The sequence below is a fragment of the Aquitalea magnusonii genome (genome assembly GCF_003202035.1).
Classification (GTDB): domain Bacteria; phylum Pseudomonadota; class Gammaproteobacteria; order Burkholderiales; family Chromobacteriaceae; genus Aquitalea; species Aquitalea magnusonii.
Genome location: NZ_QJKC01000009.1, coordinates 54,165 through 74,511, shown reverse-complemented (window position 1 = coordinate 74,511; position 20,347 = coordinate 54,165). Strand labels below are relative to the sequence as shown.

21 protein-coding genes and 1 riboswitch are annotated in these 20,347 nt (G+C 55.5%); of the genes, 10 read left to right on the top strand and 11 right to left on the bottom strand.

Going from position 1 to position 20,347, the window contains the following annotated elements:
* The first annotated feature begins 43 nt into the window (after positions 1-43).
* The gene (locus DFR38_RS11090) at positions 44-1,747 is read left to right on the top strand and encodes a methyl-accepting chemotaxis protein (protein ID WP_059284386.1); all 1,704 of its coding nucleotides are present in this window, start codon (positions 44-46) and stop codon (positions 1,745-1,747) included.
* Between the two features lie 77 nt (positions 1,748-1,824).
* Here the strand turns inward: DFR38_RS11090 and DFR38_RS11085 are convergent, their stop codons facing one another.
* Complete coding sequence (locus DFR38_RS11085) at positions 1,825-2,154, bottom strand: DUF2789 domain-containing protein (protein ID WP_239688492.1); 330 nt, start codon at positions 2,152-2,154, stop codon at positions 1,825-1,827.
* A 27-nt stretch (positions 2,155-2,181) separates the two neighbouring features.
* On the opposite strand from DFR38_RS11085, the gene DFR38_RS11080 reads away from it, so the two are divergent.
* Positions 2,182-3,393: a winged helix-turn-helix domain-containing protein gene (locus tag DFR38_RS11080; protein WP_059284385.1), complete on the top strand. Its 1,212-nt coding sequence runs from the start codon at positions 2,182-2,184 to the stop codon at positions 3,391-3,393.
* Here DFR38_RS11080 and DFR38_RS11075 read toward each other — a convergent pair.
* The 3 genes from DFR38_RS11075 to thiC all read right to left on the bottom strand — a co-directional run bounded on the left by DFR38_RS11075 (position 3,390) and on the right by thiC (position 6,514).
* A complete protein-coding gene (locus DFR38_RS11075; RefSeq protein WP_059284408.1) occupies positions 3,390-3,704 on the bottom strand; it encodes an EthD family reductase in 315 nt (104 codons plus the stop codon). The genes DFR38_RS11080 and DFR38_RS11075 overlap by 4 nt on opposite strands.
* A gap of 59 nt (positions 3,705-3,763) precedes the next feature.
* Positions 3,764-4,216 (bottom strand): GNAT family N-acetyltransferase, encoded by a 453-nt coding sequence (locus tag DFR38_RS11070; RefSeq protein ID WP_059284384.1) that lies wholly within the window; start codon positions 4,214-4,216, stop codon positions 3,764-3,766.
* 387 nt (positions 4,217-4,603) lie between these two features.
* The gene (gene thiC / locus DFR38_RS11065) at positions 4,604-6,514 is read right to left on the bottom strand and encodes a phosphomethylpyrimidine synthase ThiC (RefSeq protein ID WP_059284383.1); all 1,911 of its coding nucleotides are present in this window, start codon (positions 6,512-6,514) and stop codon (positions 4,604-4,606) included.
* A 75-nt stretch (positions 6,515-6,589) separates the two neighbouring features.
* Positions 6,590-6,737, bottom strand: a riboswitch (TPP riboswitch).
* A gap of 14 nt (positions 6,738-6,751) precedes the next feature.
* Between thiC and DFR38_RS21020 the strand changes: the two genes are divergently transcribed.
* Both DFR38_RS21020 and DFR38_RS11060 read left to right on the top strand, forming a co-directional pair.
* Positions 6,752-6,958, top strand: a complete 207-nt coding sequence (locus DFR38_RS21020) for a hypothetical protein (protein WP_146215964.1) — start codon at positions 6,752-6,754, stop codon at positions 6,956-6,958.
* Complete coding sequence (locus tag DFR38_RS11060) at positions 6,951-8,210, top strand: tyrosine-type recombinase/integrase (protein ID WP_158527727.1); 1,260 nt, start codon at positions 6,951-6,953, stop codon at positions 8,208-8,210. Before DFR38_RS21020 ends, DFR38_RS11060 begins: the two co-directional genes overlap by 8 nt.
* 63 nt (positions 8,211-8,273) lie before the next feature.
* On the opposite strand, the gene DFR38_RS21015 is transcribed toward DFR38_RS11060, so the two are convergent.
* The 3 genes from DFR38_RS21015 to DFR38_RS11055 form a co-directional block, all read right to left on the bottom strand.
* Entirely contained in the window at positions 8,274-9,056 is a 783-nt protein-coding gene (locus DFR38_RS21015; protein ID WP_146215963.1) for a hypothetical protein, read from the bottom strand.
* 687 nt (positions 9,057-9,743) lie between these two features.
* Positions 9,744-10,004 (bottom strand): hypothetical protein, encoded by a 261-nt coding sequence (locus DFR38_RS21010; protein ID WP_146215962.1) that lies wholly within the window; start codon positions 10,002-10,004, stop codon positions 9,744-9,746.
* Positions 10,005-10,082: 78 nt separating this feature from the next.
* Positions 10,083-10,925: a recombinase family protein gene (locus tag DFR38_RS11055; protein WP_082693231.1), complete on the bottom strand. Its 843-nt coding sequence runs from the start codon at positions 10,923-10,925 to the stop codon at positions 10,083-10,085.
* Between the two features lie 230 nt (positions 10,926-11,155).
* Here DFR38_RS11055 and DFR38_RS11050 point away from each other — a divergent pair, with 230 nt between their 5' ends.
* The 5 genes from DFR38_RS11050 (at position 11,156) to DFR38_RS11030 (ending at position 15,184) form a co-directional block, all read left to right on the top strand.
* The gene (locus DFR38_RS11050) at positions 11,156-11,602 is read left to right on the top strand and encodes a hypothetical protein (protein WP_204377379.1); all 447 of its coding nucleotides are present in this window, start codon (positions 11,156-11,158) and stop codon (positions 11,600-11,602) included.
* Positions 11,603-11,902: 300 nt separating this feature from the next.
* Positions 11,903-12,562: a protein-L-isoaspartate O-methyltransferase family protein gene (locus DFR38_RS11045; RefSeq protein WP_059284382.1), complete on the top strand. Its 660-nt coding sequence runs from the start codon at positions 11,903-11,905 to the stop codon at positions 12,560-12,562.
* Complete coding sequence (locus tag DFR38_RS11040) at positions 12,559-12,888, top strand: rhodanese-like domain-containing protein (RefSeq protein ID WP_199054831.1); 330 nt, start codon at positions 12,559-12,561, stop codon at positions 12,886-12,888. Before DFR38_RS11045 ends, DFR38_RS11040 begins: the two co-directional genes overlap by 4 nt.
* A gap of 140 nt (positions 12,889-13,028) precedes the next feature.
* Positions 13,029-13,751 (top strand): uracil-DNA glycosylase, encoded by a 723-nt coding sequence (gene ung / locus DFR38_RS11035; protein ID WP_110313436.1) that lies wholly within the window; start codon positions 13,029-13,031, stop codon positions 13,749-13,751.
* Between the two features lie 113 nt (positions 13,752-13,864).
* Complete coding sequence (locus DFR38_RS11030) at positions 13,865-15,184, top strand: hemolysin family protein (protein WP_110313394.1); 1,320 nt, start codon at positions 13,865-13,867, stop codon at positions 15,182-15,184.
* Between the two features lie 143 nt (positions 15,185-15,327).
* On the opposite strand, the gene DFR38_RS11025 is transcribed toward DFR38_RS11030, so the two are convergent.
* A complete protein-coding gene (locus DFR38_RS11025) occupies positions 15,328-16,542 on the bottom strand; it encodes a cation:proton antiporter domain-containing protein (RefSeq protein ID WP_110313393.1) in 1,215 nt (404 codons plus the stop codon).
* 388 nt (positions 16,543-16,930) lie between these two features.
* Here DFR38_RS11025 and DFR38_RS11020 point away from each other — a divergent pair, with 388 nt between their 5' ends.
* The gene (locus tag DFR38_RS11020) at positions 16,931-17,605 is read left to right on the top strand and encodes a hypothetical protein (protein WP_059284379.1); all 675 of its coding nucleotides are present in this window, start codon (positions 16,931-16,933) and stop codon (positions 17,603-17,605) included.
* A gap of 25 nt (positions 17,606-17,630) precedes the next feature.
* On the opposite strand, the gene DFR38_RS11015 is transcribed toward DFR38_RS11020, so the two are convergent.
* The 3 genes from DFR38_RS11015 to DFR38_RS11005 all read right to left on the bottom strand — a co-directional run bounded on the left by DFR38_RS11015 (position 17,631) and on the right by DFR38_RS11005 (position 20,024).
* The gene (locus DFR38_RS11015; RefSeq protein ID WP_239688490.1) at positions 17,631-18,128 is read right to left on the bottom strand and encodes a GNAT family N-acetyltransferase; all 498 of its coding nucleotides are present in this window, start codon (positions 18,126-18,128) and stop codon (positions 17,631-17,633) included.
* Between the two features lie 163 nt (positions 18,129-18,291).
* Positions 18,292-19,269: an NAD-dependent epimerase/dehydratase family protein gene (locus DFR38_RS11010; RefSeq protein WP_059284377.1), complete on the bottom strand. Its 978-nt coding sequence runs from the start codon at positions 19,267-19,269 to the stop codon at positions 18,292-18,294.
* The gene (locus tag DFR38_RS11005) at positions 19,266-20,024 is read right to left on the bottom strand and encodes a glycosyltransferase family 2 protein (RefSeq protein ID WP_059284376.1); all 759 of its coding nucleotides are present in this window, start codon (positions 20,022-20,024) and stop codon (positions 19,266-19,268) included. The genes DFR38_RS11010 and DFR38_RS11005 overlap by 4 nt, the downstream gene beginning before the upstream one ends.
* Positions 20,025-20,347 lie beyond the last annotated feature (323 nt).

Genomic DNA, 20,347 nt, shown 5'->3' with positions numbered 1-20,347 from the left:
TAAAACCAATCATCATTCCGGATGAATCCAGGGGGTAATCATCATGTCGGACCGCCTTACCATAGGCCAGAAGCTGTTTGCGCTCATCGCCCTGCTGCAGCTGATCACGCTGGGCGTCGGCGGCTTTGGCTGGCTGACCCAGCAAAACATCCTGGCCGATTTTGCCACCACCTATAACGACCGCGTGGTCTGCCTCAAGCAGCTGAAGCTGGCTGGCGACAGCTATGCGGTCAATATCGTCGATGCCGCCCACAAGCTGCACGCCGGCAGCCTGAGCCAGACGGATTTCCTCAATGGCCTGGACCAGGCACAGGCCACGCTCAAGCAGCAATGGGGCGACTACCGTGCCACCTATCTGACTGCTGACGAAAAAATCCTGGCCGACCAGGCCGAACAAGCCATGCACCAGGCCGATGCCAGCATAGTGCGGCTGCGCCAGATCGTGCAGGCCAAAGACCAGGCGGCGCTGCAACAGTTTCTGGACAAGGAGCTCTACCCCGCCATCGATCCCGTTTCCAGCCGCATCAATGCCCTGATCGACCTGCAGCTGCGGGTGGCAGCCGAAAACTTTGCCAGCTCGCAAAGCCATGCCCGCACCTTCTCCGCCCTGTCGCTGGGGCTGATGCTGGGCGGCATCGTGCTGGGAGCCTTGCTGGCCGCCTTCATCATCCGCCGCCTGCTGGCCGAGCTGGGCGGCGAGCCGCATGATGTGGTGGCACTGGCCAGCCGCATTGCCCGCGGCAATCTGGCAGACCGGCTGCCAGTGGGCTCCGCTGACCAGCACAGCATTGTGGCGTCGATGGCCCACATGCAGAGCGAGCTGATCCGGCTGGTGCGCCACCTGGATGGCATTACCGGCAAGCTGACCGTACACGCCAGCGAGCTGGCCAGTGCCTCGGAGCAGGTTGCCGTCAGCGCGGAAGAACAAACCCGCGCCGCGTCTTCGATGTCGGCCTCGGTCGAACAACTGTCGGTGAGCATCTGCTCGGTCAGCGACAATGCACAGGACGTGGCCAAGGACGCCTCGGCCTCCGGCGAGCTGGCACACAGCGGTGAACAGGTGATTGTCGACACGCTGCAAACCATCCAGTCGGTGGCAGACCTTGCTCACCAGTCACAACAGCAGGCCGACCTGATGGGCGATCGCTCGCAGAAGATTTCCCAGGTGGTGGCCATCATTCGCGACGTGGCCGACCAGACCAACCTGCTGGCGCTGAATGCGGCCATCGAAGCGGCACGGGCCGGCGAACAGGGCCGCGGCTTCGCCGTGGTGGCCGACGAGGTACGCAAACTGTCCGAGCGCACCGGCCAGTCCACCACCGAAATCAGCAGCATGATCCGCGAGATGCTGGAAAGCAGCGAACTGGTGATCCGCAATGTGCACGCCACGGTGGAACGCATGGAAACCGGGCTGCGCCAGGCCGGCAAGGCGCGTGATACCGTCAGTGGCATCAACGGCAATGTCAACAGCATCAAACAGTCGGTGGGAGCCATTTCGGTGGCACTGGCCGAACAACAGGCAGCCGGCACCATGATCGCCAGCAATGTGGAACAGGTGGCACAGATGTCGGAAGAAACCAGCACCGCCGCCAACCAGACCGCCAGCTCGGCCAGCGCCATGGAACAAATGGCGCACGAGCTGCAAGCAGCCATCAGCTACTTCACCCTGCCGCAGACCGGTCAGGCCAGTCATCAGCCCGCCGGACCAATGGCCTTCGCCGGTCGGGAGCTACCCACCACCGGGTGATCACCCCCAGCGGGCACAATAAAAACGCGGGCTGCACCAGCAAAAGCTGCAGCCCGCGTCCATGGCAGCGTCAACGGCTATTTCTGGCTCAGCAAGGCAGCCAGCTCATCCACCGCCTCGGCCCATTCCGCGTCACAGGCCAGGGCCTGCCGCAGAAACTCTGCCTGGGCGGCACTCCAGAACGGCGCATCGGCCAGCGCCTGTCCCGGCTCCAGCCAGTGGCGCGCCAAAAACACTTTTATAGCCGTGACATCATTGTCCAGACCAAGCTGGGCAAATAGCTGCTCCAGCTGATGCTTGCCGGTATCCATCATTATTTTTTCCTCTTGCTCCTGATGCAGTACTGCAGGATGGCGCGGAACGGAACACAGTGCAATCGACAAGCGCAATGGCTTTGCTATAGTCATCTGTCCTGTCTCCTGTCAGCCCACACCATGACCCTGCACCTAAGCCTGCCACAAGCCCGCCTGCTGCATCTGGCCGCCCAGGGGCTGCTGGCCCCGCCCCGCCGCAAGGCAGGCCCGGCTGATGTGATGAGCGCCATCCGCCGCATGGCCTTGCTACAGATCGACACCATCAGCGTGGTGGCGCGCAGCCCCTATCTGGTGCTGTACAGCCGGCTGGGCCATTACGACCCGGCCTGGCTGGATGCCGCGCTGGCCAGTGGCCAGCTGTTTGAATACTGGGCACACGAAGCCTGTTTCGTCCCGCGCGAGGATTACCGCCTGCTGCGCCACCGCATGCTGGACCCGGCGCACATGGGCTGGAAATACCCGCAGCGCTGGCTGGAGCAACACCAGCCAGCCGTGCACGCGATACTGGAACAGGTCAGGCAACACGGCCCGGTGCGTTCGGCCGACTTCAAGCGCAGTGCCGGCAAGGGCGATGGCTGGTGGGACTGGAAACCGGAAAAACGCCATCTGGAAGTGCTGTTCACGCTGGGCCAGCTGATGGTGAAGGAGCGGCGCAATTTTCAGCGCGTCTACGACGTGGCAGAACGGGTCATGCCGGAATGGGACGATGCCCTCCACCTGCCCAGCGCGGAAACAGCGCAGCGCGACATGGTGCGCCACAGCTGCCGGGCGCTGGGCGTGGTCAAGGCGGGCTGGGTGGCCGATTACTACCGGCTGAAACGCGGCAAGTACGACGCCCTGTTACACCAGCTGGCGGATGCGGGCGAGCTGATTCCAGCGCGCATCGAAGGCTGGCAGCATGATGTGTTTGTCCATCACAGCCTGCAGGAAGAATTGGCCCTGGCGGCCGCAGACCAGCTCAAATCCGGCCATAGCACCGCCCTGTCGCCGTTTGATCCGCTGGTGTGGGACCGCAAGCGTGTCAGCGAATTGTTTGGCTTTGATTACCGCATCGAATGCTATACCCCGGCGGCCAAGCGCCAGTTTGGCTATTTCGTGTTGCCGCTGCTCAGCCGTGGCCGGCTGGTGGGACGCATGGATGCCAAGGCCCACCGCCAGCAAGGCGTGTTTGAAATCAAGCATCTGTATCTGGAAGCCGGCATCCGGCCCAGCGCGCAGCTATGCCGCGATCTGGCTGCCATGTTGCACAAGCTGGCCGCCTGGCATGGCACGCCGCGCATTCAATTACAGCAGGGGCCTAGCGCACTGGCCGTTCAGCTGGCAACAAACTAGCCCAGCAGGATTTCGCTGTACTGGATTTGCGGTGTGATATCGGTGTAATTGGCGATATCACCCTGCAACTGTTCGGCGATTGGCATGAAAGCCGCCAAAAATGTCTCAAGCGACTCGAACTGCAGCTGGCACAGCGCAGTGAAACTGGGGGGACTGCCCGGCTGGCTGCCGCTGATGCCCTTCTCCACCCGCATGTCCAGCAGGGCCGGAGCCAGCAGCTGGCTGGCCAGCGGCATGTGCTGTTGCAGGTAGTAGTCGAAATCGAAACGGGCAGTTGCGCTATACGGATAGAGAATGCTGACGTTGATCATGACCATGTCCTTGGTGGTAAGGCCATCAGCATAAGCGCATCGCCAGCCATACTCCAGCTTCAAACCAGCTGCTTGCGGTACTGGATGAAGCCCAGATTGTCAGCCAACCGGTCGTACAGCTGGCGCGCCGTGGCATTGCTTTCGTGGGTCAGCCAGTACACCCGGCTGCAGCCGGCATCTGCCGCATAGGCATACACCTGCTCGATCAGCGCCCGTCCCGCTCCCGTGCCGCGCAGCTCCGGCTGTACATACAAATCCTGCAGATAACAGTAATTGCCCGGCGTCCAGCTACTGCGATGCAATACCGTATGCACCAGCCCCACCGCCTGCTCGCCCTGCCAGGCCAGCCAGGCCTGCATGGGCTCGGCCGGGTCAAGAAAACGCTGCCAGGTGATGGCGGTGTCCGCCTCGTTCTGACTGCTGTGATAGAAATCCAGATAGCCCTGCCACAAGGGCAGCCAGGCAGCAAAATCTGCGGCGGCAAGTGGGCGGATATGAACAGTCTGCGACATGACAAACTCCTTGATGGATCAGCCTTCATGCTGCACGGCTTATGGCTCCATGAGCAGAGCCAATCGCGGCGGATGGAATGGAACCAGTGTGGGGAGTGGGGAGTGGGGAGTGGGCAACAGCTTGCTTGAATGGCTTTATCCACAGCCAATCAGTATTTCGCTATTTATCCACAATACAGCCGGACTCGACAAATCATTGAAACACAAGGAATTTCAAGCAGCCCGCCAACAAGGCTGACGTCCGGAAACAGCCGCATGCCGGCATGACTGTCGCTATCCGCCTCCCTGCATGAACCTGACGGCTGTGGATAAAGTGTCACCATGAAAAACGGCAGCCGCAGCTGCCGTTTTTTTCAGACCTGTGGATAAGTCAGCAGATCGACAAGATCAGATCTTGTCGTACAGCTTGGCTCCACCCTTCACAAACTCCACCGACTTCACTTCCATGCCCTTCTGCAGCGCGGCCTCATCGCTGATGCCCTGCTGGGCGGCGAATTCGCGCACATCCTGGGTAATCTTCATCGAACAGAAATGCGGGCCGCACATGGAACAGAAGTGCGCCACCTTGGCACTGTCCTTGGGCAGGGTTTCGTCATGGAAGCTGCGCGCCTTGTCCGGATCCAGACCCAGATTGAACTGGTCTTCCCAGCGGAATTCGAAACGCGCCTTGGACAAGGCGTTGTCGCGGATCTGCGCACCGGGGTGGCCCTTGGCCAGGTCCGCCGCATGGGCGGCCAGCTTGTAGGTGATGATGCCTTCCTTGACGTCATCCTTGTTGGGCAGACCCAGGTGTTCCTTCTGGGTGACGTAGCACAGCATGGCCGTGCCATACCAGCCGATCTGCGCCGCACCGATGGCCGAGGTGATGTGGTCGTAACCCGGAGCGATGTCGGTGGTCAGCGGGCCCAGGGTGTAGAACGGCGCTTCGTGGCACCACTCCAGTTCCTTGTCCATGTTTTCCTTGATCAGCTGCATCGGCACATGGCCGGGGCCTTCAATCATCACCTGCACATCGTGTTTCCAGGCCAGCTGCGTCAGCTCGCCCAGGGTTTTCAGTTCGCCCAGTTGCGCGGCGTCATTGGCATCCCACACGCTGCCCGGACGCAGGCCGTCACCCAGGCTGAAGGCCACGTCATAAGCCTTCATGATTTCGCAAATCTCTTCGAAATGCGTGTACAGGAAGTTTTCCTGATGATGGGCCAGACACCACTTGGCCATGATGGAACCACCACGCGACACAATGCCAGTCATGCGATTGGCGGTCAGCGGCACATAGCGCAGCAGCACACCAGCGTGAATGGTGAAGTAATCCACGCCCTGCTCGGCCTGCTCGATCAGCGTGTCCTTGAAGATTTCCCAGGTCAGGTCCTCGGCCTTGCCATTCACCTTTTCCAGCGCCTGGTAGATGGGCACGGTGCCAATCGGAACCGGCGAGTTGCGCAGAATCCACTCGCGGGTTTCATGGATGTTCTTGCCGGTGGACAAGTCCATGATGGTGTCGGCACCCCAGCGGATGCCCCAGGTCATCTTGTCCACTTCCTCGGAAATCGACGACGTTACCGCGCTATTGCCGATATTGCCGTTGATTTTCACCAGGAAGTTACGGCCGATGATCATCGGTTCGGATTCCGGGTGGTTGATGTTGTTGGGAATGATGGCGCGGCCGGCAGCCACTTCCTGACGCACGAATTCCGGGGTGATGTCCTCCGGCAGTGCCGCGCCATAGCTGTGGCCGGCGTGCTGGCGGGTCATCAGTTCCAGCAGCTTGGCATTCTTGCCACCCGCTGCTTGCAGGCTCTCGATATAGGCCTTGCGGTTCAGGCTTTCGCGAATGGCGACGTATTCCATCTCCGGGGTGATGATGCCCTGGCGCGCATAGTGCATCTGGCTGACATTCTTGCCCGGCAGAGCGCGGCGCGGCTTGCGTGTCAGGTTGAAGCGCAGGTCGTCCAGCTTGCTGTCGGCCTCGCGGGCACGACCATATTCACTGGACAGGCCGGCCAGCTGCTCGGTGTCGCCACGCTCGGCAATCCAGGCGGCACGCAAGGCAGGCAGGCCGCTCTGGATGTCGATCTTGGCCGCCGGGTCGGAATAGATGCCGCTGGTGTCGTAGACATAGATGGGCGGATTTTGCTCGCCACCAAACTGGGTGGGGGTGTCGCTCTGGCTGATTTCGCGCATCGGCACGCGAATATCCGGGCGGCTGCCTTCGACATAAACCTTGCGGGAATTGGGCAGGGGCTGGATGGCAGCGGTATCGACCACCATCTGTTCATTCAGTTTTGCAGGCGCGTTCATCGGGTTTCCTCCATGCGATGAAACGGCGCAAGGAGCGGAATTCCGGCGAACCGGGCTGCAAGGAAAGGGGGTGGGACCATGCAGATTGCGCTTCCCTACGCCGGGATTAACCGGGTCAGGTTCCAAGGGTATTTCTCACCCGTGCAATATGAATGGCCTATTGTTGTCATCCCACAGGAATATCAAGGCCATACCAGATCACACAGGACCCCTAGCGATGCTGTGAAGGTAAGGTAAATGTGGGATAATCGCAAGCTCTATCGCCAAATGCCCCAGCAAACCACAGCCAGCCCTAACGGCCTGAAATTACAAGCCTTCACAGACAAGCAGAACCCTAGCTATCCCCAGCAAACCCTTGGGAATCCGACCCCATCTGCCTACACTGCGCCTACAAAGATCAACCAACCTTCTGTACTACCCAATGCCAGCCATCAAGTTGAATAAGAAGAATATCGACCAGATCGAATATCCGGCTGGTAGCCAGGTTCTCTATCGCGATACTGAGCTACAAGGTTTCGCTTTAAGAGTAACCAAGGGATCAAAAGTATTCGTGGTCGAAAGCCGTGTACACGGAAAAACCACGCGTACAACCATAGGCCGCTACGGGACATACACACCAGATCAGGCCCGTGACCTTGCACGCTCAGTACTTGGGAAAATGGCACAGGGCATTAATCCTAATCAACAGAAAAGGGAAGTCGCACGCAAGGCTGTCACCCTTGATCAGGCATATCAAGGTTATATACAAGAACGCACGCTTAGACCGAATTCTCTACGCGATTATGCAAAAGCAATGAATCGTGTATTCAATGATTGGCGTGATATTCCACTGGGGAGTATTACTAGACTGATGGTTGAAGATCGCTTCGATGCAATCAGCAAGCCTACATTAGATAAAGATGGAAGTGTAATTTCAAAAAATGAAGCATTTGCCAATCAAGCATTCCGCTTTTTGCGCGCTGTACTAAACTGGGCAAGTGAAAAATATGCAAACAATGATGGTGAACCATTACTTCATTCTAATCCATGTGATCGGCTAAAAGCTCGTCAAATGTGGCATAGAATTGAACGCAGGGATAACTGGATCAGACCTGATCAGCTTTCGGTATTTTTCACAGGATTACAACACCAGCCCCAACATACAGAGCGACAAAAAATGGTGCGGGATATGTGCGTATTGTATCTGCTGACAGGGCTACGTCTTCAAGAAGCAGCTAAGCTACAGTGGACAGAAGTTAATCTTAAACGTAAGACCATTACAATTAAAGCTGAGCATGCAAAGAATCACAGAAAGCATGAACTTCCAATTGGTAACTGGCTTACATCTATTTTACAACATCATTTTGAACATCGTAACACTTTGCCTATTGAATCACAAAGTAATTATGTATTTCCGGGAAAAGACAAAGATAACCATATCGGTCGATTTGATGCTGCTATTGAAGTAATTTGTAAAGAAATCTGCATTGACTTTACTGTGCATGACCTACGTCGGACATTTATTACCATTGCCAATAATTGTGTAAAAGGCCTAAGTGTCTATACAATAAAGCGACTTATCAATCATTCAATAGATAGTAGTGATGTAACTGCCGGATATATCATTCAGGATACTGAATCACTGCGAGAACCGATGCAGCAAATTGAAGACTTTATTCTAGCTGCTGCTGGTGTAATAGAAGAGAAAAACAAATAGAAATGATTTAGGGCCATGAAGACATGGCCCTTTTTCATTATTGACTATAGCAATACATTACATCTATACCATTGCAAGTTCGTACTTACGATAAGCGGCTACTTGACTGCCTTCAAACAATCTAATCTTTTCACTAATACCAAATCGACTTAGTAGACGGCTCAGACTACTTTGACTTAGTTTCGTTTTCGGCTTTGCAATATAGCCAATAATATGCTTCATCCCCTGTAAAAGTTCAATATCCGACCGCTTCAAATAATGCCCCCCTGTAATTTTCACAGCACGATCATTATCTAAAACAGTAACCCCCCTTTGCGCGCTAAACAGAAATTCCAGTTCCTTGCGAATTTCATTCACATCACGCCCTTGCGCCGATACAAATAGTGCCACTTGAAAATGAATTCCATCATCACGATGGCTATCAGAATTAACACGTCCAACTGGCTTAGCCTCTAAAGCATAAGCATAATTCAAATCACGTCCACTTTTCTTCAGACAGCGCTTAACTGCCTTGAAAGCCCCTTTTGGTGATGTTCTACCCGGTGGGGTCCAAAGCGTAAGATGAAAAACCAAAGGATCATCAAGTGTCAGAGAAGCTAGAAACCTCAGTTTTAGTGCTCTAGCAATTTTCTTATCAACCACATACCCTTCAGCTACACGACATTCTTTCTGATACGAACACTTTGAGTAATTTACTTTCAGTTCATACAATGCTTTTGTATATTCCTGATGATTATATTCAATAATTTTATTAAAGCTATCAAATACTGGTAAATTATCAATCTTCTTGGGGGGTACAACAACACTATCTACTACATACTTACTAATGATACTTTGATAAGACATTTATTCTTCTTGTGAAACAGGAAGAAAGGTGTCTTAGCCAATACAGTAACACTAGTGAAAACTCTTGCACTACACTTACACTTTGTACAGCAATACAACACATAACTAGGGGTCGAACTTTTCAATCTGAAATTGCTTCCTTCCTGTGTATGAAAATTAAAACGAAAACACGCTACAACCCTTGCCACTACTGGATTTTCAAGACTGTAAAGAGCATTCTGCGACCAAACCTTGGTGCTGACTTTCAGACATTCACAGTGCAAGTTACATGCATTGACATAGGCATAATTAAGGCTAGTACCATACTACCCACATGGCTAGCCACACTACATTAAGTGAATCCTTTCTTATACAATAAAGTCCACATCATACTTTCTTATAGGAAACAACACATAGACTTTGCTTAGCAGAATAAAGTATGAAGTGGCAAATTACATTTAATACCTGTTTTAGCTTCCAGCTAGTATTACAACCGAACACAGCGCAATAGCCATTTTAAGCCCCATAGCGAACACTTCACACCGATATAGAGACACTTACACAAATCATGCAAAACACGCTCAAAACGCGTTAAAACAGCCACAATCGCAAACATCGTTTAGCAGGCACCTAACCATACTTAACTATGCTGTTCAAGAAATCAAAATATCACGCACTAGGTCTGCTTTGATCCATAACAGAAAACTCTTACTTATTAACAATAGCAAGTTCGCTTGTATGTGCTATCGGGCGGAAGTTTTCTGATAACCACACAAGAACATCTTTCTTACAATACAGAACACGACGGCCATACTTTCGCATCAAAGGCCCACCGCCGTGTGTAGCCTTTGCTTCAAGCCAAGAAATTGAATGATCAATCCCTGCAGCTACAACATTACGTGGTAAGAATGCTTCATCTGGCGCTTTCCAGAATTCAATCCGCAAAATTCCGATACTACTAATATCCATACATTTTCTTTTATAAACAATTATCCTAATGGGTATTATTGAATACCCAAACTTTACTTAAAGAAAAACACCCCTAATTCATTCTGCAGCCTCTGAATTACCATGCTCTTCTAACTCTCTTGAAAGCTGACTACGTATTTCATCTGTTTCGGGTCGTACAGAACTTTCATGTTCATCTATTTTATTCAGATCAAACCCAATTGTATTGCTAACCATTTTTATAGAAAAACCTTCGAAAGGAATTGCTTCAAACAGTTCAGCAACTGTTAACCCCATTTTTCTATATTTTCTTGTAATAATTGCCATTTCACCATGTAGGCCAGGCTTAAATCCCTTTGCTTCAATTCCTGCACAATAGCGAAGTGCTGTAGCCTTAGAAATACCAAGCTCCTTCGCAATCTGTGAAAATGACATTCCACTTTCACGTAGTTTTATAGCAGGTGCTTTTTCTTCATCAGACACTTTTGGCCTACCAAGACTTGTCTTACCTCTGTGTGTCTTTCCAGTTTCAGCAAGTCTTGACTTAGCAAGCTCTCTACCAGATTCGCATCTTTCGATTATTCGTAATCTTTCCATATCAGCAACTTGAGCCAATACCGCAAGTACCAATTCACCTGCACCGCGACTAATCGTTCCAATACCCCTGATTTCTACTACAACATTTTTATCAAGTAATGCCCGCACAACAGTCTGAACGTCGATAGCATCCCGTCCTAATCGCGATACATCGTATACATGAAGGCTATCGCCTTCGCGGATATATTCCAGCATCTTGGCAAATCCTGGACGAAATGCAGCTTGTACCGCACCAGAAATGCCTTCATCGCAAAATTCCTTGTCGAATCCACTACCAAGTGCAGAACGCTGTGCTTCGATACTCTGATCTTTAGTACTAACCCGGAAGTATGCAATTTTGGCCATCTGCTGGACTCTGTTCGGTTCACTTGATAGGCCGTATCATGGCATCGGTTCATTTATTGTGTCAACTATCTTTTCAAACCTTTTTTGAACCGAACCGATACTGGTCCTTTACTTAGAACTTGATGAACCATTACGCGCAATCGCATTGACCCCTTACAGCCACACAGCCTGACCTGAAGTACTCTGTTAAAATTTCAGTATGACAATTGCACTATAAATACAGATTTAAAATGAAAAAACTATTAGTTACAGCTGTGATGGCCTGTTCAATGACTAGTGTGCTGACCGGCTGCGCAACCACCGCAGTACCAGCATCTGAAGCAAAACCAGCACCAGCAAACCGTGTACTTGCATTTCAGAGTAAGGATGAAACAACTACCAGCACTATCGTCGTGACCCGTGATGCAGGCTTCTTGGGTGGTGGTTGCTTCTACTCTTTGGCCATCAACAAAGTACTTGCTGCACGACTTGATACAGGGGAGACAGCGGCATTCTATGTTGCCCCTGGCGAAGTACTACTTCGATCTGGTCGTGACCCTGAAGGCAAGGCCCTATGCAGCCTTGGTCAAGATGAATGGACGCAAACTGAAACCATCCTTAAGCCTAACGAAACCAAGTACTTCCGACTGTCTATCGATATGAATGGTAAAACTGACATTCGCCGGTCGGAACGATAGGTAGCTAAGGAATTCAGTAGGTTGTAGCGCTTGGGAACTTACTCCGATAGCGGTATCATTGTCCCTTTCTAACGCAGTGGACCTTCAGTAGGTATGTAGTCGCGCTGAATCCACTGCCTACACCACGCCTACAACTGAACATTAATCGACTTGAAATCATCAGCAAGCCTATGATTTAAAATAAATTTAATGTCCATGTTGATATAATCGCAAGTTATCGTCATGACACGCTGCCCATGAAGTCAGGTTTTCCGCAATGCGGCACACCCGCTCAGGCAGCCAGCCCTTCGGAGTAAGCTGATGGATTTTGAAAATGCCCGTTTCAACATGGTCGAGCAGCAGATTCGTCCGTGGGACGTACTTGACCCGAAAATTCTGGACCTGCTGTTTCACGTGAAACGCGAAGACTTCGTCGCTGCCGACAAGCGCCAGCTGGCCTTTGTCGACACCGAACTGCCGCTGCCGCACGGTGGCAAGATGCTGCAGCCCAAGCTGGAAGCCCGTCTGGCACAGGATGTTGCCGTACAGCCACAGGACAAGGTACTGGAAGTCGGCACCGGTGCCGGTTACCTGACCGCCCTGCTGGCCAAGCTGGGCCGCCATGTCTATAGCGTGGAAATCAACGCCGCCACCCGCGAAACCGCTGCGGCCAACCTGAAAAAGGCCGGCATCGGCAATGTCACCCTGGTGGAAGGCAATGGTCTGGATGGCCTGAAGGAACAGGCGCCGTTTGATGTGATCGTGGTCGGCGGTTCGCTGCCGGTGGTGCCGGAAAGCCTGAAAGCCCAGCTGGCCGTGGGTGGCCGCATGATCGTGGTGGTTGGCGACCTGCCGGTGATGAGCTGCAAGCTGATCAAGCGTGTTGGTGAATCCGCCTTCAGCGAAACCAATCTGTTTGAAACCTGTATTTCCCGTCTGGCCCAGGCAGAAGCCATCGAGCCGGAACGCTTCGTTTTCTGATGCTGCGGGAAATCACTGCCAGCGATCTGGCGGCCTGGCTGGCCGATGCCGGCACAGAACAGCCCGTGCTGCTGGATGTAAGGGAAGACTGGGAAGTGCAGCTGGCCAGCATTCCGGGCTCGCTGCACATTCCGATGAACCTGATTCCGCTGCGCATGAGCGAGCTGCCGGACGACCAGACCATCGTCACTGTCTGCCATCATGGCGTGCGCAGCTATCAGGTGGGCCTGTATCTGGCCAACGCCGGTTTCGAGCAGGTGCTGAGCCTGCGTGGTGGAGTGGAAGCCTGGGCCAGCGAGGTTGATCCGGCCATGGCCCATTATTGAGATCAGCAGACCTCGCTGCCGGCTAGCCGTAACATGACAAGGCCATTCCCCCGCGGAATGGCTTTTGTTTTGCAACTTGTCCCTGCTGCCTGCGTCCAAAAACGCAGCAAAACCACACTGATACGGTATCTGTCTTGAGCCTGAAACAACTCCAATACCTTGCACCTGCCCTGGCTCCGGTCCATCCGGCCTGGGAGGATGTGCTGAAATCACCCGCCGTCTTTGCCCGCCTGCTGCAGATTGACCAGCAGCTCAGCCAGCAAGCTGCCCAGGGCAAAATCCTGTTTCCGCCGCGCGCCAATATTTTCAATGCCCTGCGCACCATGGCACCGGCCGACATCAAGGTGGTGATCCTGGGTCAGGACCCGTATCACGGTCAGGGCGAAGCCATGGGCCTGTCGTTTTCCGTGCCGCCCGGCGTGCGCATTCCGCCCAGTTTGCGCAATATCTACAAGGAAATGGTGGCGGATCTGGGTGGTGGCATGCCGGCCAGCGGCGACCTGACGCACTGGGCCGAGCAGGGTGTGCTGCTGCTGAACAGCGTGCTGACGGTGGAAATGGACAAGGCCGGCAGCCATGGCAAGCTGGGCTGGCAAGCGGTGACCGACGCGCTGATCGACGCCGTTAACCAGAAAAATCCCGGCTGCGTCTTCCTGCTATGGGGCAACTGGGCCCAGACCAAGGCCGAGCGCATCGATAGCAGCCGTCATCTGGTGCTGACCGCCGCCCATCCCTCTCCCCTGTCGGCCAGCCGCGGCTTTCACGGCTGTCGTCATTTCTCGCAGGTGAATGCCTGGCTGGCCGCCCATGGCCGCGGCACCATCCACTGGATGCCGGCCGCCAGCCAGAACAGCCTGTTCTGATACGGCCTTGCTGCAGGGTTGCAAAGCGCAGCCCTGCGCAACAAAACCCTGCTTTGCAGCCGCGCCGCATTGCCCTAAGCTAGCAGGGGTTATCTTCCCGCCTCTCCCGCATCGTGGATATTTTCTTTCTGTTTGTTCTGATTGTGCTGAATGGCGTGTTTGCCATGTCGGAAATCGCCATCGTGTCCTCACGCAAGATACGCTTGCAACAATGGGCTGAAGAAGGCCGTCGCGGTGCCCGTTCGGCGCTGCGGCTGGCGGAAGAACCCACCCGTTTCCTGTCTACCGTACAGATCGGCATCACCAGCATCAGCATTTTCTCCGGGGTGTATGGCGAAGCCGCGCTGTCCGATCATCTGCGCGACTGGCTGGAACTGAGCCTGCCGCAACTGCATGCCTATAACAAACCGCTGTCGGTAGCGCTGATGGTGGCCGCCATCACCATGCTGTCGCTGATCTTTGGCGAGCTGGTGCCCAAGCGGCTGGCCATGCTCAATCCGGAAGGCATTGCCAGTACCCTGGCTCCGCCCATGTTGCTGCTGTCGCGTGCTGCCGCACCGCTGGTGCGCCTGCTGTCGCGGCTGACCGACACCCTGTTGCGGCTGATCGGTGCGCGCAAGAGCAGCGAGCCATCGATTACCGAAGAAGAAATCCGCGTGCTGATGGAACAGGGGGCGGATGAAGGCGTGTTCGACCGTGCCGAACAGGAGCTGGTGGAAAACATTTTCCGGCTGGATGACCGCAAGGTGGCGGCGGTGATGACGCCGCGCAAGGACATCGTTTCCATCGATATCGAAGACCAGCAGCAGGACAACCGCCAGCTGCTGATCGCCCACGGCTACAGCCGTTTTCCGGTGTGCAAGGGTGGCATGGAGCATGTGCTGGGCATTCTGGACACCAAGCGCATGCTGGACCGGGTACTGGCCGGCCAGAACGTGGATTTCATTGCCGACCTGGAAATCCCGCTCTACATCCCGGCCACGGTCAGCCTGATGCAGCTGATGGAGCAGTTCAAGCAGGCACGCACCCATCTGGCGCTGGTGGTGGACGAGTACGGCGAACTGGAAGGGCTGGTGACCATGAACGACGTGCTGGAAACCGTGGTGGGCGATCTGCCCTCCATACACACCGCTGGTGAAGACGACGATATCGTGCAGCGCGAGGATGGCAGTTATCTGCTGGATGGCATGGTGACGCTGGATGCCTTCCGTCAGTATTTCGATATCGATGAGCCGCTGCCGGGTGAAGACACCGGCAATATCCACACCCTGGGCGGCGTGATGATGTATCAGCTGGGCCGGGTACCGGCGGTAACCGACCGTTTCGACTGGCAGGGTTTCAGCTTCGAGGTGGTGGACATGGACAAGACCCGGGTGGACAAGATCATGCTGTGCCGGCTGCCCTCCAGCCGGCTCGAGCATAACGACAATTGAGACCCGCTAACCAAACCCCCGCGCCTGCTTGCCCTACTCTTGGTGCTGTCTGCGTCGGCGCGCCTTGGCCCGGCTTCTCTACGTGGTTTGGTTAGCCGCGCTGAGCGCGGCCCACCATTGCTGCTGCGTCGGCCTGCCCTGACTCAGCCATCCAGCGCCTGCTGCTGGCGCTGGCGATAGCGCCCGGTCCAGACAAACAGCAGCGGATTAAGCAGGATGGACAGAATGGCCCCGGCCAGAATCAGCGAATGGCTGTGTTCGCTCATCAGGCCCAAGGTAATGCCCAGACCAGCCAGAATAAAGGAAAATTCGCCGATCTGCGCCAGACTGGCGGCAATGGTCAGCGCAGTGGCCGGGCTGCGGCCAAACAAGCGCACAATGCCATAAGCCCCCAGCGACTTGCCCACCACGATGATCAGCAGCGTGCCCAGCACTTCCCAGAAGTTATGCAATAGCACGCTTGGATTGAGCAGCATGCCCACCGACACGAAAAACAGCACGGAAAAGGCATCGCGCAAGGGTAATGATTCTTCCGCCGCACGGTGGCTCAGCGGCGATTCGGCCAGCACCATGCCGGCAAAGAATGCCCCCAGCGCAAACGACACATCAAACAGCAAGGACGCGCCGTAAGCCACCCCCAGCGCCGTGGACAGCACCGCCAGCCGGAACAGCTCGCGGCTGCCGGTATAGACGATGCGTTCCAGCATCCACGGAATGAAACGGCGGCCAAACACCAGCATCAGCGCCACAAAGGCCGCCACCTTGCCCAGCGTCAGCACAATGGTCCACAGCACCGCGCTGCCGCTGATGGCGGTGGCCGCGCCCTTGCCACCCAGCACCCCGGCAAAGATGGGCAGCAACACCAGCGTCAGCACCATTACCAGGTCTTCCACCACCAGCCAGCCAATGGCGATCTTGCCATCATCTGTCTGTTCCAGATTCTTTTCCTGCAAGGCCTTGAGCAAGACCACGGTGCTGGCGGTGGACAAGGCCAGGCCGAACACCACTCCCTCGCCCAGCGGCCAGCCCAACAGCTGCGACATACCCAGCCCCAGCACGGTGGCCAGCAGGATCTGGCCGATGGCTCCCGGCAGGGCAATGGCCTTGACCGACAGCAGATCACGCACCGAAAAATGCAGGCCGACGCCGAACATCAGCAGGATGACGCCCATCTCGGCCAGTTGCGGTGCAATCTGGCCGTCCGCGGTAAAGCCGGGGGTGAAGGGGCCGGCCACGATGCCGGCACACAGATAGCCGATCAGCGGCGGCAGACGCAGGCGGAAAGCCAGCGTTCCCAGGATGAAAGCAAACACCAGACTGCCGACAATGGTGGCAATCAGGGGCGAATGATGAAGCATGGCGCAGCCCTCCGACAAAGTCTTGATGCAATGACTGATAGCAAAAAAGTCGAGGTAGTTCCGCTTAATATTGATTTATGCATTAAAAAACACAAATAATTAATAATGCATAAAATTTCAGCGCCTTTGGCTGGCAGGATGCTGCAAATTACGACATGAATTCATCAGCTTGAGGGCTACAGGGTGCAAAACAGTCCATCCGCTTTGCGCCGCCCAAAAAAAATATGCCCGGCAGAACGGCAAGCGGGGACAGCCGGTGGAATGCCGCGGTGAGCGGTTTGCAGAAACACCGGCTCGGCGTATTCTCTGCCGACAATGGCAGCTGGCCACAGAAAATCGTTTCCATGCAGCCGGAATCAAGCCCCACTACCCTGCTCCTGGAGTTGTCATGACCCGTGTTCTCAGCCTGCTGCCCATCCTGCTGCTTGTTCAGCCCTGTCTGGCCGAGGAAGCAGTGCACAGCATGAGCATCAGCCTGGCTGGCAATCTGTACCAGACCAGCGCCGGCAGCGGCTCCCGGCTGCAACCGAATGTCGATCTGCGCCACGATACGCCATACGGCAGCCTGTTTGTGCAGCAAGGCGAAGCCGGCGTCGGCCTGCCGGCACCGGGCGGCTGGGTATCGCTGGCCGCAGCCAATGAAAGCCAGTGGGAACTGGGGGCCAATTCCAGCCACTGGATGGGGGTGGCGCGCTACGGGCTGGATCTGCCGCAGGATGGTTCGCTTTCCATCGGCTATGCCGACCGGCTGGGCCATGCCAGCCCCGGCAGCCTGTTGCTGCTTAATCTGGACATCACCCTGGGCCACTGGCAAAACCAGCGCATCAGCCTGCTGGGCTGGGGCAGCCTGGCCGATAGCCAACGCGCCGCCAGCCTGGGGCATCAGGCCAATGACAGCGGCCGGCACCTGGAGCAAAGCAATCTGCTGCTGATGCTGAACCATCCCTTCAACCCGCGCTGGTCGCTGGATGTCGGTGCCGGTTCGCGCTGGATGGCCGACCAGCAAGCGCAGCACAGCGCCGGCTGGCAGGCGGTGTTCAGTCTCAATGCCAAACTGTACTGAACTGGGCTGAGCCAGCCCGTGGCCATTACAGACGGCGGCCACACACCGTGGTCTGGCGCGAACCACTCCAGCGCCGTTCGCTATCCGGATAACTGCCCAGTTCGACAAAACCCGCCTTGCGCATCATCCCGGCCGAGCCAGCATTTTGCTGATGGCGGTCGGCACACAGCCAGCCACAACCCTGTTCAGCCAAGGCGGCACATACCGCCAGCAATAGCCGGCTGCCCAGGCCCTGCCCGGCACAGTCGCGGCTGATCACCGCCTCGATCAGAAAAGCCGCCTGCGCTGGCGCGACATCCGCCGGGCGATATTGCGGATAAGGGTCGTCACCGGCATACAGCATGATGCCGATCACCCTGCCCTGCTGCTCCGCCAGCAAACCCTGCACGCGGCCTGCCGCCAATTGCTGCAGCGTCGCTGCCACCCCATCCGGCGGCAAATAATTCCAGTCATTCGGCCCATCGTTCAGTATCAGTTGCTGGAGCGCGGCCACATCCGTGCCAAGCGCGGGGCGTATCTGCATGGCAGTCCCTGTCATTCACGATTGAAAAACCGACCTCGCCAGAAGCGGCCCGTAAACCACCCGCCACGCTGCGCCAGCCATCCTGAGCAGCCGCTATGGCAAAAACGCGCCAGCAACGCGTCACAGCGCCTTTACGCCGCAGCAAGTGGCCAGATCATGGTCTTCAGCACTGGTGATAGCCGCGATACCAGTCGACAAAGGCCTGCATGCCCACCGTCAGCGGCGTATCCGGCGAAAAGCCCACCGCAGCGCGCAGCCGGCTGGTATCGGCATAGGTCACCGGCACATCGCCATCCTGCATCGGGTAGTACTCCTTCACCGCGGCGCGACCGCAGGCGGCTTCGATGCTGTGGATGAAATCCAGCAGGGCTACCGGATTGTGATTGCCGATATTGAACAGGGCATACGGCGGCTGGCCGTTTTCCGCTGACGGCACATGCTGCATCACCCGCACCACGCCTTCGACAATATCGTCGATATAGGTGAAATCGCGTTGCATCTGGCCGTGGTTGAACACCTTGATCGGCCGACCTTGCAAAATGGCTTCGGTAAACAGCCATGGCGCCATGTCCGGCCGGCCCCACGGGCCATACACGGTGAAAAAGCGCAGGCCGGTACAAGGCAGGTCATACAGGTGGGCATAGCTGTGCGCCATCACCTCGTTGGCCTTCTTGGTGGCGGCATAAAAGCTGACCGGGGCATCCACCCGGTCGTCCTCGGCAAACGGCACCTTGGCATTCTGGCCGTACACGCTGCTGGAGCTGGCATACACCAAGTGCTTGACCGCGTGGCGACGGCAGGCTTCCAGCACATTGGTCATGCCCAGCAGATTGCTCTGGGCGTAGACATGCGGATTGTCGATGGAGTAACGCACCCCGGCCTGGGCCGCCAGATGAATCACGTAATCGAAGCCTTCCGCCCCGCACAGCGCGTTCAGCGCCGTCCAGTCAGCCAGGTCCAGCTGCACGAAGCGGAAGCCGTCACGGCCCTGCAGCGTGGCAAGGCGGGCCTGTTTCAGGCTCACCGGGTAGTAATCATTCAGATTATCCACCCCCACCACTTCGATTCCTGCCTGTTGCAGCAGACGTTCGGCCACCGCCCGGCCAATAAAACCGGCCACGCCGGTGAGCAAAATCTTCATTTCCTGTTTCCCAATCGATGCAGCTCATTGAGCTTGGCGTATTTGATATAGCTGTTGAAGCAGCCAATGCTGATGTGGACCAGTCCGGGCAAACCATCCAGAAAACCACGGCGTACCAGGTAAAACTTGGCAAAGCGCAGCAAGGGGCTGAACACCAGCTTGGCCCATCCCGCAGTTTTCCCGCGTTTATACAGCATTTCTGCCTGCAAGCTGGTGTAGCGGTTCTGTTTGGCCAGATACAGCGCGATGTCCTCGCCTGATTCATGCATCAGGTCGCCGCAGAGTTTTTCCACAGGTCCATTGCACTGTACGTATTCGTGCACCACATCATCGGACCAGCCTGCCTGACGGCGATCAAACAGCCGCAGGCTCCAGTCCGGGTAGCCTTCGCCATGCTTGAGAAAACGACCCATGAAACGGTTGCTGCGGGCAAAGCGGTAGGCGGCTGCCTGTGGATTGTTCAGTATCTGTTTGATTTGCAATACCAATTCTGCCGATGGCCATTCGTCTGCATCCAGGCACAACACCCAGTCATGGCTAGCAGCAGCAACGGCAAATTGCTTCTGCGGACCAAATCCCAGCCAGTCCTGGTGGATAACTTTTGCCTTATAGGCAGAAGCTATCGCCACGGTTTCATCCGTACTTCCCGAATCCACCACCACGATTTCATCTGCCCACTGCACGCTGGCCAGTGTTTTTTCCAGCTGGAGAGCAGCATTTTTGGTGATGAGCACAACGCTGAGCGGTTCTCGCATCTTTTCTTGTTATTCCCATATGTATATGGAAGAAACTGGTAGAAGAAGCCCACTTGCTGTGGATAAGTCCTTATTTACCAGTTTATTCAATGATTTATTGCTGACTGGAAGTTGTTGGTCAGCAGATGACTGAAGACATGATCCTTTGTGGATAACTTTGGCAGTGTGCAACAGACCGGGTTTATCCACATGCTGTCAGAGACTTGAGCAGACCGGTCTGTGCATACACATTTTTGTCGTGTCCAGATTAGTTATCTTAAGCCTAATTTTATTATGAAGAGACTAATGAGAGCAGTGCTTTTCTGTTGATAACCCTTAAAAAG